This is a genomic window from Micromonospora sp. NBRC 110038, from assembly GCF_020884815.1.
Lineage (GTDB): Bacteria > Actinomycetota > Actinomycetes > Mycobacteriales > Micromonosporaceae > Micromonospora > Micromonospora haikouensis.
Genome location: NZ_BBOL01000001.1, coordinates 708,221 through 720,802 on the forward strand (window position 1 = coordinate 708,221; position 12,582 = coordinate 720,802).

A 12,582-nucleotide genomic window follows, 5' to 3' on the forward strand; every position below is an offset into this window, starting at 1 on the left:
CTACCGAGTCAGGCGCGGGTGACCTTGCCTGCCTTGATGCAGGAGGTGCAGACCTTCAACTTCTTGGTGGTGCCGCCACCGGCCGGGGTGCGCACCGACTGGATGTTCGGGTTCCAGCGGCGGTTGGTCCGCCGGTGCGAGTGGGACACGTTGTGGCCGAAGCCCGGCCCCTTGCCACAGACGTCGCACACGCTAGCCACGGGATACTCCTGGGATTGATACGTTCATGAGGTCGCCGCCAGGCGCAGCCCGGGCAACCTGGCCAGGTTACCCGATCCCCCCGTCGCCGCCCAACCGGGCCCCTGGTGATGCCGGGGCAGGGGGCATTTCCGGCGCCGGTCGCCGCGATGCCGCTGCGCCACTGCCGCGCCGCCGCCACGACATCGCCCGCCATGTCGCCGACATCGTGGCGTCGCCCCCGGCGGGTGTCGGTGCGCGCCAGTAGGCTTCCCGACGTGCTGGACACCCTCGACGCCGCCGCGGTGCGCCGCTGGTGCGCGGGCGGGCTGGCCGCGCTGCGCCGGCACCAGGGCGAGATCGACGACCTCAACGTCTACCCGGTCCCCGACGGCGACACCGGCACCAACCTGGTGCTCACCCTCACCTCGGCCCAGCAGGCGCTCGCGATGGACCTGGCCACCCTGCCCGACGGCGGGTCCACCGCGCACGGGCACGCGCTGCGGCTGATGGCGCGCGGCGCACTGCTGGGCGCCCGGGGCAACTCCGGGGTCATCCTGTCGCAGATCCTGCGCGGCCTCGCCGACACCCTGGCCGCCGCCCCGGCGGTGCGGGGCCGGCAGCTCGCCGCCGCGCTGGGCGACGCCACCGCCGCCGCCTACTCCGCCGTCGCCCAGCCCGTCGAGGGCACCGTGCTCAGCGTGGTCGCGGCGGCGGCCCGCGCGGCCGGCTCGGCCGACAGCGACGACCTGCCCACCGTCGCCCGGGCGGCGGCCGGCGCGGCGGCCGAGGCGCTGGCCCGCACGCCAGAGCAGTTGCCGGCGCTCGCCCGCGCCGGCGTGGTCGACGCCGGCGGCCGGGGGCTCTGCCTGCTGCTCGACGCGCTGGTCGAGGTGGTCACGGGCGAGAGCCCGTGCCGGCCCGCCCCCGCGCCCCGCCCGGTCCGCCCGCCGGCCACGGCCGCCCGCGAGACCGGTTCGACGGACTACGCGTACGAGGTGCAGTTCCTGCTCGACGCCGACGCCGACGCGGTGGCCCGGATGCGGCAGACCCTCGCCGGGCTCGGCGACTCGCTGGTCGTGGTCGGCGACGGGGCCACCGACGCGGCGTCGGCCACCTGGAACGTGCACGTGCACGTCAACGACGTCGGCGCGGCGGTCGAGGCGGGGGTGGAGGCCGGCCGGCCGCACCGGATCTCGGTGACCCGCTTCGCCGACCAGCCGCCCGCCGCTTCGGCCGACGCCGTCGCGGCCCACGGCACGGCGGCACCGGCGGGCGACGGCCGGGCGGCCGTGGTGGTCGCCTCCGGGGCGGGCATCGCCGAGCTGTTCACGGGCGAGGGGGCGACGGTGGTGCCGGGCAACCCGTCCACCGGTGAGCTGCTCGACGCGATCCGCGCCACGGCCGCGGCCCGGGTGGTGGTGCTGCCCAACGACCCGAACACCCAGGCCGTCGCCAACGCCGCCGCGCGGGAGGCACACGCGCTGGGGGTGCGGGTCAGCGTGGTGCCGACCCGGTCGCCGGTGCAGGCGCTGGCCGCGCTCGCCGTGCGCGACCCGCAGCGCCGCTTCGCCGACGACGTGATCGCGATGGCCGAGGCGGCGGGGGCGTGCCGCTACGCCGAGGTCTGCTGGGCCAGCCGCGAGGCGCTCACCGTCGCCGGCCCGTGCCGCCCCGGCGATGTGCTGGCCCTCGTCGAGGGCGAGGTGCACCTGATCGGGGCCGACCTCGCCGACACCTGCACCGCCGTGGTCGACCGCATGCTCGGCGGCGGCGGGGAGCTGGTCACCCTGCTCTCCGGCGCGGACGCCCCCGAGGGGCTGGCCGACGCCGTCGCCGAACACGTCGCGCGGCGCTGGCCGTTCGTGGAGGTCCAGGCCTACGCGGGGGGCCAGCCGCACTATCCGCTCCTGGTGGGGGTCGAATGACGACGACGTCCGAGCCGGCCACGGTCGACACGCCGCTGAAGAAGCTGGTCGGGGAGAAGACGGCCAAGGCCCTGGCCGCCCACCTCGACCTGCACACCGCCGGCGACCTGGTCCACCACTTCCCCCGCCGCTACGACGAGCGCGGCGAACACACCGACATCCGGTCGCTCGACGTCGGCGAGCAGGTCACCGTGCTGGCCCAGGTGCGGCGCACCGACGTGCGGCCGATGCGCCAGCGCCGGGGCAAGCTGCTGGAGGTCACCGTCGGCGACGACTCCGGCGGGGTGCTCACCTGCACCTTCTTCGGCAACCAGGCGTGGCGGGAGCGCGAGCTGCGCCCCGGCCGGTGGGGGCTGTTCGCCGGCAAGGTCACCGAGTTCCGGGGCAAGCGCCAGCTCAACGGCCCGGAATACGTGCTGCTCGGCGAGGGCGGCGACGGCGAGGCCGCCGCCAACGAGGAGGTCGAGGAGTTCGCCGGGGCCCTGATCCCGGTCTACCCGGCCGCCGCGGCCGTGCCGACCTGGGTGATCGCCCGCTGCGTGCGCGTGGTGCTGGACACCTTCACCCCGCCGGAGGACCCGCAGCCCGCCACCGTCCGGGCCACCCGCAACCTGATCGACCTCGGCACCGCCCTGCGCGAGATCCACCGGCCGTCGAGCAAGGAGGCCCTCTACCGGGCCCGCCGCCGGCTCAAGTGGGACGAGGCGTTCGCCGTGCAGCTCACCCTCGTGCAGCGCAAGCACCGGGCCGCGGCCTGGCCGGCCCGGTCCCGGCCGCCGCGCCCCGGCGGGCTGCTCGACGCGTTCGACGCCCGGCTGCCGTACGAGCTGACAGGCGGCCAGCGGGCCGTCGGCGCGGAGATCGCCGCCGACCTGTCCACCGCCCACCCGATGCACCGGCTGTTGCAGGGCGAGGTCGGCTCCGGCAAGACGGTGGTGGCGCTGCGGGCGATGCTCCAGGTGGTCGACGCCGGGGGCCAGGCCGCCCTGCTCGCCCCGACCGAGGTGCTCGCCGCCCAGCACCACCGGGGCATCCTCGACCTGCTCGGCCCGCTGGCCAGGGCGGGGGAGCTGGGCGCCGCCGACGGGGCCACCTCGGTGGAGCTGGTCACCGGCTCGCTGGGCGCGGCGGCCCGCCGCCGGGCCCTCGCCGAGGTCGCCGCCGGCCGGGCCGGCATCGTGCTCGGCACCCACGCCCTGCTCTACGAGGGCGTCGACTTCGCCGACCTGGGCCTCGTCGTGGTCGACGAGCAGCACCGGTTCGGCGTGGAGCAGCGCGACGCGCTGCGCGCCAAGGCGGATCAGCCGCCGCACGTGCTGGTGATGACCGCGACGCCGATCCCGCGCACCGTGGCGATGACCGTCTACGGCGACCTGGAGGTCTCCGCGCTCACCCAGCTTCCGCAGGGGCGCTCGCCGATCGCCTCGCACGTGGTGCCGGCCGCCGAGAAGCCGGCGTTCCTCGACCGGGCCTGGCGCCGGCTGCGCGAGGAGGTCGCCGCCGGCCACCAGGCGTACGTGGTGTGCCCCCGGATCGGGGATGCGGGGTCCGGGTCGGGTGGCCCGGGGTCCGGGTCGGAGGAGGAGCCGCCCCGGGAGGACGACAACGGCCGGCGGCCCCCGCTCGCGGTGACCGAGGTCGCCCCGCTGCTCGCCGAGGGGCCGCTGCACGGGCTACGGATCGGGATCCTGCACGGGCGGCTGCCCGCCGACGAGAAGGACGCCGTGATGCGCGCCTTCGCCGACGGCGAGCTGGACGTGCTGGTCGCCACGACCGTCATCGAGGTCGGCGTCAACGTCCCCAACGCCACCGTGATGATCGTGCTGGACGCCGACCGGTTCGGCGTCTCCCAGCTGCACCAGCTGCGCGGCCGGGTGGGCCGGGGTTCGGCGGCGGGGCTCTGCCTGCTGGTCACCGAGGCGGCCGAGGGCTCGTCGGCCCGGGAACGCCTCGACGCGGTGGCGTCCACCACGGACGGCTTCAAGCTCGCCGAGCTCGACCTGGAGCAGCGCCGCGAGGGCGACGTGCTCGGGGCGACCCAGTCCGGCCGGCGCTCGCACCTGCGGCTGCTGTCCCTGCTGCGCGACACCGACCTGATCCGCGACGCCCGCGCCGAGGCGATCGCGCTGGTGGAGGACGACCCGGAGCTGGCCCGCCATCCGGCGCTGGCCGCCTCGGTGGCCGCCCTGGTCGACGCCGAACGCGCGGAATACCTGGAGAAGGGCTGACCGGCCCAGGCTTCCCTCCTGGCCGTGGCTCCCTGCCTGGGCCGGCTCCCTGCCTGGGCTGGCTGCCTGTCTGGAGCCGGCTCCCTGCCTGGCGTGCCTCCCCGCCCAGCCCGGCTCCCTGTCTGGGCCGGCTCCCCTGTCTGGGCCGGCTCCCCTGTCTGGGCCGGCTCCCCTGTCTGGAGCCGGCTCCCTGCCTGGCGTGCCTCCCCGCCCAGCCCGGGTTCCTGCCTGGCCCGGTTATCCGACTGGCGCGGGTGGCGCTGGCCGCCGCGCTCGCCGGGCTGGGCCTGGTCCTGCGGCAGCTCTGGCTGCTGAGCCTGGGCCTGGAGACGGTCGTCTTCGCGTTCGTGCCAGGCCGATGATCGACTCCATGTCGGCGACATGGCGGTATCAGCGGGGCCCGGATACCGCCATGTCGCCGACATGACAGCTCGGTCCCCGGCGGCGGGCTCAGGCCACGCCGGGTCCGTTGCGGGGCCCGCCGGGGCGGACCGCGCCTGCGCGTACGCCCGCGCCAAGATCGTGCCTAAACATGGATCGAGTGGCTTCCGAGCGGGGCGCGATGCCACTCGATCCGCGATCGAGCGCGATCTACCCGTTGGGCGCTGGGCGTACGGGGCGAGGCACCCGCCCCCGCCGCGAGGCACCCGCCACCCAGACGCGAGGCACCAGACACCAGACACACGGCGAGGGCGCGCCGACCGGGTGGTCGACGCGCCCTCGCAGGTGCGTCAGATCAGTTCAGGCCGTAGCCCGATCAGGCGGTGAAGCGGATCCGCCGACGACGGGCCATCACGAAGAGCACCGCGCCGACCGCGAGCAGGGCCACCGCGCCGGCGGCGATGCCGCCGGCCGCCGCGCCGGTCACGGGGAGGCCACCCTCCTGGTCGCCGCCGCCGGAGCCGCCCTCCTCGCCGTCCTCGCAGTCCTTCGGCTGCTCCCACTTGATCGCCTCGCCGGAGGCGAGGTCACCGGTGACGGTCACGGTCAGGCCCGGGCTCGCCGGGAAGGTGACGGTGACGTCGCGGCCGGCCTCGACCGTGACGGTCTTCGGCTCGCCGGTGCTCGGGGTGAAGGTCGAGGTGAGGGTCGCGCCGTTCTCCGGGTTGGCGATCCGGAAGATAAGCTCGTCGCAGGTCGACTCGTAGCCGCCGTCGGGCTCGCCGACCTCGGGCTCCTGGCAGTCCTCGGGCTTGGCCCAGCCGCCGGTGAAGTCCTCCATGCCGGGGGCGGCGACCTTGATCTCCTGCGCCTGGCCGGGGTTCAGCTTGCGGGTCTCGATCTTGCGCATCGGCACGGAGACGGTCTCGGTGTAGCCGCCGCTGCCGGTGATGGTGAACGCTGCCGCCGCGTTGCCGCTGCGGTTGACCAGGGTCAGCTCGACGTTGCCCTCGCAGTCGGACTCGGCGATGACCTCAGGGGCGGGGCTGCAGGTCTCCGAACCGCCGTTGTACCAGGCCTGCTGGGGCTTGCCCGTCGACTGGGAGCCGGGGGCCTTGGGGCTGCCGACCTTGCGGTGGCCGTACCGCGAGCCGTTGTCGGTGAGCGGGTCGATGATCTCGTCACCGAAGACGAAGTCGACCTGGGTGTAGCACTGCGGAACCTCGACCTTGAAGTCGAGGGTGGCCACGCCCAGCTCGCCCGCGCCGACGCCGGTGAACTTCTTGACCGACTTGTCCAGCACGTACTGGGGGAAGGCGACCTTCGCCGACGGGGCGACGTAGGAGACCAGCGCGAAGGACTGCTCCTGGCCCTCGCAGAGCGGGCCGTTGACCAGCGTGATGCTGGCCTCGCCGCGCTTGCCCTTGAAGGTGTGCGTGTAGCGGGCGTCGGCCGCGCTGACGCAGGCCGGCCCCTCCGGGGCGGGCGAGGTCGGCGTGACGGTCGGACTGGGCGACGCCGTGGCGGTCGCCGACGCCGACGGCGAAGGGCTGGTCGCCAGGGCCGGCGACGAGGCCGCGAACGCCGTGGCGAGGCCCGCCAGGGCGGCGGTGGCCACGACGAGCGGCCGCCGTGGCGACAGCTTGGGACGGATCACGCGTACTCCCGGGGTGAAGAAACGTCAGGGCGCGGCGCGGGCAACGGCGGTCAGCGGTCGCGGCCGGTGAGGCGCGCCCGCGACGACGCCTCCCGGCGCCGGGTGGGCCGGCGGAGCGCAGCCGGCACCCGGCAGACCCTAGCGAGAACGCGCCGACCGTTACAGCGCTCAGATAGCCCTAAGAGTGATGTTATCAATTTGAGATCATTGATATACGTAAAGTGATCATGTCGGGACTCTGGTGGTACGCACGGTGCCGCCCGCCTGCGCGCCGGCGTCGCGTAGCGTCGGGGCATGAGCAGGAGCAGTCGGTGACCCGGATCGTGGCCGGGACGCTCGGCGGCCGGCGCATCGCCGCGCCGCCCGGCGCCGGCACCCGGCCCACCTCCGACCGGGTCCGGGAGGCGCTGTTCAGCGCCGTGCAGGCCGACGTCGACCTGGCCGGGGCGCGCTTCGCGGACCTGTATGCCGGATCGGGTGCCGTCGGCCTGGAGGCGCTGTCCCGGGGGGCGGCGCACGTGCTGCTGGTGGAGTCCGACCCGCGCGCCGCCCGCGTGGTGCGGGAGAACATCGCCGCGCTGCGGGCCGCCCCGGCGGCGCGGCTGGTCACCGGCAAGGTCGCCACGGTGCTGGCGGCCGGCCCGGACGGCGGGCCGTACGACGTGGTCTTCGCCGACCCCCCGTACGCCGTACCCGATGCCGACGTCACCGCGATGCTGGCCGCGCTGGTCGACGGCGGCTGGCTGGCGGCGGACGCCCTCGTGGTGGTGGAGCGCTCCAGCCGGAGCGGCCCGGTCGACTGGGTGGAGGGCGTCACTGCCGAGCGCAGCCGCCGTTACGGCGAGACCACCCTTTGGTACGGTCGCCGATCATGAGACGTGCGGTGTGTCCCGGCTCTTTCGACCCGGTCACCAATGGACACCTCGACATCATCGGGCGGGCCGCCCGGCTCTTCGACGAGGTGATCGTCGGCGTGCTGGTCAACCAGTCCAAGAGTGGCCTGTTCACCGTCGAGGAGCGGATCGAGATGCTCCGCGAGGTCACCTCCTCGTACGACAACGTGCGGGTCGCGTCCTTCCGGGGCCTGCTGGTCGACTTCTGCCGGGCCCAGCGGGCCAGCGTCCTGATCAAGGGCCTGCGGGCGGTCAGCGACTTCGACTACGAGCTGCAGATGGCCCAGATGAACATCGGCCTGGCCGGCGTCGAGACGCTGTTCATGCCGACCAACCCGCTCTACTCCTTCCTCTCCTCCAGCCTGGTCAAGGACGTGGCGAAGTGGGGCGGCGACGTCTCCGCCCACGTCCCCGACCTGGTCCGCGAGGCCCTCCAGGTCCGGCTCGGCCCGCCACCGCGCCCCTGACCGGCGGGGCGTGACGACCCCGGCCCGGCCGCGACACGGTGCCCTGACCGGCCGCGACACGACGCGCCGGGCGGGGTGGATCGGCGGGCGGTGGCCGGGGCGCGACATGATGGTTCGAGCGGGAACCCGGCCGTAGCCCGCATCATGTAGGTCGGCCGACGACGACAGGAGTGAGGTACCGGTGGACCCGCTCGACCGCATCGACGAACTGATCGCCATGGTGGAGCAGGCCCGCTCCGTCCCGATGTCGCGGAACAACTGCATGGTCGACCGGGGCGAGATGATCGCCGCGCTCGACGAGCTGCGCGCTGACCTCCCCGCCGATCTGCGCCGGGCGGCGGCCCTGCTGGGGGAGCGGGACAAGATCATGGAGGCCGGCAAGCGGGAGGCCGACCGGATCATCAGCGAGGGTGAGGCGGAACACGCCCGCCTGGTGTCGGTGAACGAGATCACGGTCTCGGCCGAGCACGAGGGCGCCCGGATCATCGCCGAGGCCCGCGCCGAGGCGCAGCGGCTGCGCGAGGAGGTCGACGACTACGTCGACACCGCGTTGGCCAACTTCGAGCAGTTCCTCACCCGGGCGCTGGCCTCCATCGAGCGCGGGCGGGACAAGATGCACGCGCTGCGCGAGATCGGCACCTTCGGTGGGGACGAGGCGGAGCGCCCGTTACCCTTCTGAGCGGCACCTCAGCAGCCGACAGGCGGGGCGGGCGTCGCCCCCGGTTCGACGGTCCGGCGGTCGTCCAGGTAACCTTTTTTGTCGGCCTCTCACCGGCCGGAGTCTGACTATGCCCAAACACTCGCCTTCATCACTCAACCCCAAGGCGCCGCTGGTCCTCGACACGAGGGACCTGCCGCGTCGCCCTGGCGCGTTGCGTACGCTCCGGCGGGTCGTCCCGGCACCGAAGGACCTCGGCGTGGAGTTGATCGGCGTGCCGGAGGGCGCGGACCTCGACCTCGACCTGAGGCTGGAGTCGGTGTCCGAGGGGGTGCTCGTCTCCGGGACCGTGAGCGGTCGCGTCAAGGGCGAGTGCGGGCGTTGCCTGCGTGAGATCGACGACTCGGTGGCCGTGCCCGTCCAGGAGCTGTACGCGTACGAGAACAGCACCACGGACGCCACGACCGACGAGGACGAGGTGGGCCGGATGCAGGACGATCTGATCGACCTGGAGCCGGCGCTGCGGGACGCGGTGGTGCTCATGCTGCCGACCAACCCGCTCTGCCGGGAGGACTGCCCAGGGTTGTGCCCCGAGTGCGGGGTGCACTGGGACGATCTGCCGGCCGACCACAGTCACGAGCAGATCGACCCGCGTTGGGCGGGCCTGTCGCAACTGAACCGTACAGAGGAGTAGGAACCGTGGCCGTCCCGAAGCGCAAGATGTCGCGCAGCAACACCCGGTCCCGCCGGGCGAACTGGAAGGCGACCGTGGTGGCGACCACCGCCTGCCCGCAGTGCAAGTCCCCGAAGCTGCCGCACGCCGCGTGCTCCGTCTGTGGCACGTACAACGGCCGCCAGGTTCTCGAGGTCTGACCTGGACGCCGAGTGACGCCCCCGACCCCCGGTCGGGTGGCGCGCGCATCCTGGCGATCGCCCGGTGCCCCGGCTCCCGCCGTCGCCGGCCGGCCCGTTCCGGCCGGTGTCCCGCTGGAGCCGGGCACCGCGCGGATCGCCGTTGACCTCCTCGGCGGGGACGATGCTCCCGCCGTCGTGGTTGACGGCGCTCTGCGGGCCATGCGCGCCGACCCGGACCTGCACCTTCTGCTCGTCGGCCCCGCCGAGGTGGCCGACGAGCTGATCGGTGCCCTCGATCCGGCGCAACGCGCCCGGGTCACGGTCCGGCCGGTGCGCGCCGCCGTCGGCATGGCCGAGAACCCGGTCGCCGCCCGCGCCGACAGCACCGTACGCACGGCCGCCACCGCCGTCCGCGACGGCCTCGCCGACGCGATGGTCTCCGCCGGCTCCACCGGCGCGACCGTTACCGCGGCGGCGCTCGGCCTCGGCCGGTGGCCGCACGTGCGCCGGCCGGCCCTGGTCGCGACCCTGCCGGCGGTCGCCGGACCGGTGGTGCTGCTCGACGTCGGCGGCTCCCTGGAGCCGGGCCCCGCCACCCTCGCGCGGCACGCCGTGCTCGGCGCGGCCTACGCGGCCGTCGCGCACGGCGTGGTCGAGCCGCGCGTCGGGCTGCTGTCGGTGGGCACCGAGGCGGGCAAGGGGGACCGGCTGCGCCGCAGCGCCGACCCGGTGCTCGCCGCCGCGGCGCTGCCCTGCGCCGCGCGCTACGTCGGCCTCGTCGAGGGGTACGACATCGCCTCCGGCCTGCGCGCCGACGTGGTGGTCACCGACGGGTTCACCGGCAACGTGCTGCTGAAGGCGATCGAGGGCGCGTACGCGATGGCCGGCGGGCCCCCGCCCGGCGGCGGTGCCCCCCGGGCCGCCGCCCTGCTCGGGGTGGCCGGCACGGTGGTGGTCTGCCACGGCGCGGCCCGTGGCCAGGACGTCGCCTCCGGCATCGCCCTGGCCGCCCACCTGTGGCGTCGGCGGGCCACCGACACCGTCTCCGTGCTGCTCGGCGTCCCCGGCGGCGCCGGCCCGGCCGGGGTGGCCCCGGAGACCTCCGCACAGCCCGGTGACCACACCGAGCGCACCACCGACACCGAGGTGAGCCTGTGACCGCCCGTACCGTCCCGACCGGCCGCGTCGGCGCGCCGGCACCGGCGGGTGCGCCCGGCGCGCGCCGCCCGGTCGTGAACCGAGAGGTAACCGCATCATGACCATCGACAAGCGGCGGCGTGCGCCCATCGGTCACCTGGAGGCCGCCTTCGGGGTCTCGCTGGACGCGGAGCTGCTGGAGCGGGCGCTGACCCACCGCTCGTACGCGTACGAGAACGGCGGCCTGCCCACCAACGAGCGGCTGGAGTTCCTCGGTGACTCGGTCCTCGGCGTGGTGATCACGACCGCGTTGTTCCACAACCATCCCGACCTGCCGGAGGGCCAGCTGGCCAAGCTGCGGGCGAGTGTGGTCAACATGCGGGCGCTCGCGGACGTGGCACGGGGCCTGGGCCCGGACGGGCTCGGCGCGTACCTGCTGCTGGGCAAGGGCGAGGAGAGCACCGGCGGCCGGGACAAGGCGAGCATCCTCGCCGACACCCTGGAGGCCCTGCTCGGCGCGATCTACCTCCAGTACGGCCTGGACACCGCCGCGATCGTGATCCACCGGCTGTTCGACCCGCTGATGGCCGAGTCGGCCGGGCGGGGTGCCGCGCTGGACTGGAAGACGAGCCTCCAGGAGCTGACGGCCGCCCTCGGGCTGGGCGTGCCCGAATACCGCATCGAGGGCACCGGGCCGGACCACCTCAAGACGTTCACCGCCTGGGTGGTGGTCGCCGGCAACCGGTACGGCGGGGCGGAGGGGCGCAGCAAGAAGGAGGCCGAGCAGCGGGCCGCCGAGTCGGCCTGGCGGGAGTTGACCGCCCAGGCCGAGCGGGAGCAGGCCGAGGCGGCCCAACGGGAGCGGGCCGCCGCCGAGGCGTCGGACGGGCCCGTCGAGCCGGGCGCGGTCAACGGCACGGACGTCGTGGGCGTCGTCGAGGTCGACGCGGCGGGCGCCGTGGGCGCGTCGGCGCTGGTCGCCGCCGACGGTGAGCCCGCGGACGCCCCGACCGGCGGGCCCGCCGACGCCCCGGCGGCCGGCGAGGCGAACCGTGCCTGAGCTGCCCGAGGTCGAGACCGTCCGGCAGGGCCTGGCCCAGTGGGTCACCGGCCGCCGGATCGTCGGCGTCGAGGTGCGCCATCCCCGGGCGGTGCGCCGGCACCTGGCCGGGCCGGCGCACTTCGCCGACGTGCTCGCCGGGAGGACGGTGCTCGACGTGCGGCGGCGCGGCAAGTATCTGTGGCTGCCGCTGGACAGCGGCGACGCGATCGTCGGCCACCTCGGCATGTCCGGCCAGCTCCTGCTCCAGCCGGCGACGGCGGCCGACGAGCTGCACCTGCGGGTCCGGTTCCGGTTCGCCGACGACGGCCCCGAGCTGCGCTTCGTGGACCAGCGCACGTTCGGCGGGCTGGCGGTCTCCTCCGGCGGTGCCGAGCTGCCGCCCGAGATCGCGCACATCGCCCGGGACCCGATGGACCCGGAGTTCTCCGACAGCGCCTTCGTCGCCGCCCTGCGCCGGCGGCGCACGGAGGTGAAGCGGGCGCTGCTCGACCAGACCCTCGTCTCCGGGGTCGGCAACATCTACGCCGACGAGGCGCTGTGGCGGGCGAAGCTGCACGGGGCCCGGCCCACCGACCAGCTGACCGCGCCCGTCGCGCAGCGGCTGCTCGGCCACGTCCGGGACGTCCTCGGCGAGGCGATCAAGGAGGGCGGCACCAGCTTCGACGCCCTCTACGTCAACGTCAACGGCGAGAGCGGCTACTTCGACCGGGCGCTCAACGCGTACGGGCGGGAGGGCGAGCCGTGCCGGCGGTGCGGCGCACCGCTGCGCCGGGAGGCGTTCATGAACCGGTCCTCGTACAGCTGCCCCCGCTGCCAGCCCCGGCCCCGGGCCGCGCTGCGGGGCTGACCCGGAGTTCGTTCCGAAACCTCCCGCCGGTACGGATTCGTGCGCGCCCTCCGACGCTCGGCGAGCACGTCTTCCGACGAGAACCATGCAATTACCGCGCACGGGAGATCCAGCAGCCCAGTGCCCTCGTCATGCTGCCTTGAACGGGTAATCCGGGTGGCGGATCTTGAAGCCGGTGGCGAATCCGGTTTCCGTCGGGTTCGAGGCGGTGCCCGGGGCCGGTTGTCCTGAGTGGACATCAGGCCGTCGGGGTAGGCGAATCCGCTTTTCGGCCGAGTTCCTCTGTGGACG

11 protein-coding genes and 1 pseudogene are annotated in these 12,582 nt (G+C 74.7%); 10 read left to right on the forward strand and 2 right to left on the reverse strand.

Going from position 1 to position 12,582, the window contains the following annotated elements; genetic code table 11:
* Positions 1 to 8: 8 nt before the first annotated feature.
* Positions 9 to 200, reverse strand: coding sequence for a 50S ribosomal protein L28 (gene rpmB / locus LPU61_RS03030; RefSeq protein ID WP_007075181.1), 192 nt, complete (start codon positions 198 to 200; stop codon positions 9 to 11).
* A gap of 255 nt (positions 201 to 455) precedes the next feature.
* Between rpmB and LPU61_RS03035 the strand changes: the two genes are divergently transcribed.
* Positions 456 to 2,105 (forward strand): DAK2 domain-containing protein, encoded by a 1,650-nt coding sequence (locus LPU61_RS03035; RefSeq protein WP_229404033.1) that lies wholly within the window; start codon positions 456 to 458, stop codon positions 2,103 to 2,105.
* Positions 2,102 to 4,333 carry an ATP-dependent DNA helicase RecG gene (gene recG / locus LPU61_RS03040; protein WP_043962310.1) on the forward strand — a complete coding sequence of 744 codons (2,232 nt, stop codon included), beginning with the start codon at positions 2,102 to 2,104 and terminating at the stop codon, positions 4,331 to 4,333. The genes LPU61_RS03035 and recG overlap by 4 nt, the downstream gene beginning before the upstream one ends.
* A gap of 757 nt (positions 4,334 to 5,090) precedes the next feature.
* On the opposite strand, the gene LPU61_RS03045 is transcribed toward recG, so the two are convergent.
* Positions 5,091 to 6,371, reverse strand: a complete 1,281-nt coding sequence (locus LPU61_RS03045) for a cell wall anchor protein (protein WP_229404034.1) — start codon at positions 6,369 to 6,371, stop codon at positions 5,091 to 5,093.
* Between the two features lie 311 nt (positions 6,372 to 6,682).
* On the opposite strand from LPU61_RS03045, the gene rsmD reads away from it, so the two are divergent.
* The 8 genes and pseudogenes from rsmD to mutM all read left to right on the forward strand — a co-directional run bounded on the left by rsmD (position 6,683) and on the right by mutM (position 12,291).
* The gene (rsmD, locus tag LPU61_RS03050; RefSeq protein WP_043962311.1) at positions 6,683 to 7,246 is read left to right on the forward strand and encodes a 16S rRNA (guanine(966)-N(2))-methyltransferase RsmD; all 564 of its coding nucleotides are present in this window, start codon (positions 6,683 to 6,685) and stop codon (positions 7,244 to 7,246) included.
* A complete protein-coding gene (gene coaD / locus LPU61_RS03055; RefSeq protein WP_043962312.1) occupies positions 7,243 to 7,731 on the forward strand; it encodes a pantetheine-phosphate adenylyltransferase in 489 nt (162 codons plus the stop codon). Before rsmD ends, coaD begins: the two co-directional genes overlap by 4 nt.
* A 181-nt stretch (positions 7,732 to 7,912) precedes the next feature.
* Positions 7,913 to 8,410: a hypothetical protein gene (locus tag LPU61_RS03060; RefSeq protein ID WP_043962313.1), complete on the forward strand. Its 498-nt coding sequence runs from the start codon at positions 7,913 to 7,915 to the stop codon at positions 8,408 to 8,410.
* 109 nt (positions 8,411 to 8,519) lie between these two features.
* Positions 8,520 to 9,083 carry a DUF177 domain-containing protein gene (locus LPU61_RS03065; protein WP_043962314.1) on the forward strand — a complete coding sequence of 188 codons (564 nt, stop codon included), beginning with the start codon at positions 8,520 to 8,522 and terminating at the stop codon, positions 9,081 to 9,083.
* Between the two features lie 5 nt (positions 9,084 to 9,088).
* Positions 9,089 to 9,262: a 50S ribosomal protein L32 gene (rpmF, locus tag LPU61_RS03070; RefSeq protein WP_043962315.1), complete on the forward strand. Its 174-nt coding sequence runs from the start codon at positions 9,089 to 9,091 to the stop codon at positions 9,260 to 9,262.
* 114 nt (positions 9,263 to 9,376) lie between these two features.
* Complete coding sequence (locus LPU61_RS03075; RefSeq protein ID WP_043964139.1) at positions 9,377 to 10,402, forward strand: fatty acid synthesis plsX protein; 1,026 nt, start codon at positions 9,377 to 9,379, stop codon at positions 10,400 to 10,402.
* Positions 10,403 to 10,499: 97 nt separating this feature from the next.
* Positions 10,500 to 11,255 (forward strand): annotated as a pseudogene (gene rnc, locus LPU61_RS03080) (ribonuclease III); the annotation flags it as partial.
* Positions 11,256 to 11,433: 178 nt separating this feature from the next.
* On the forward strand, positions 11,434 to 12,291 hold the full coding sequence (gene mutM / locus LPU61_RS03085; RefSeq protein ID WP_043962316.1) for a bifunctional DNA-formamidopyrimidine glycosylase/DNA-(apurinic or apyrimidinic site) lyase: 858 nt from the start codon (positions 11,434 to 11,436) through the stop codon (positions 12,289 to 12,291).
* Positions 12,292 to 12,582: the final 291 nt, after the last annotated feature.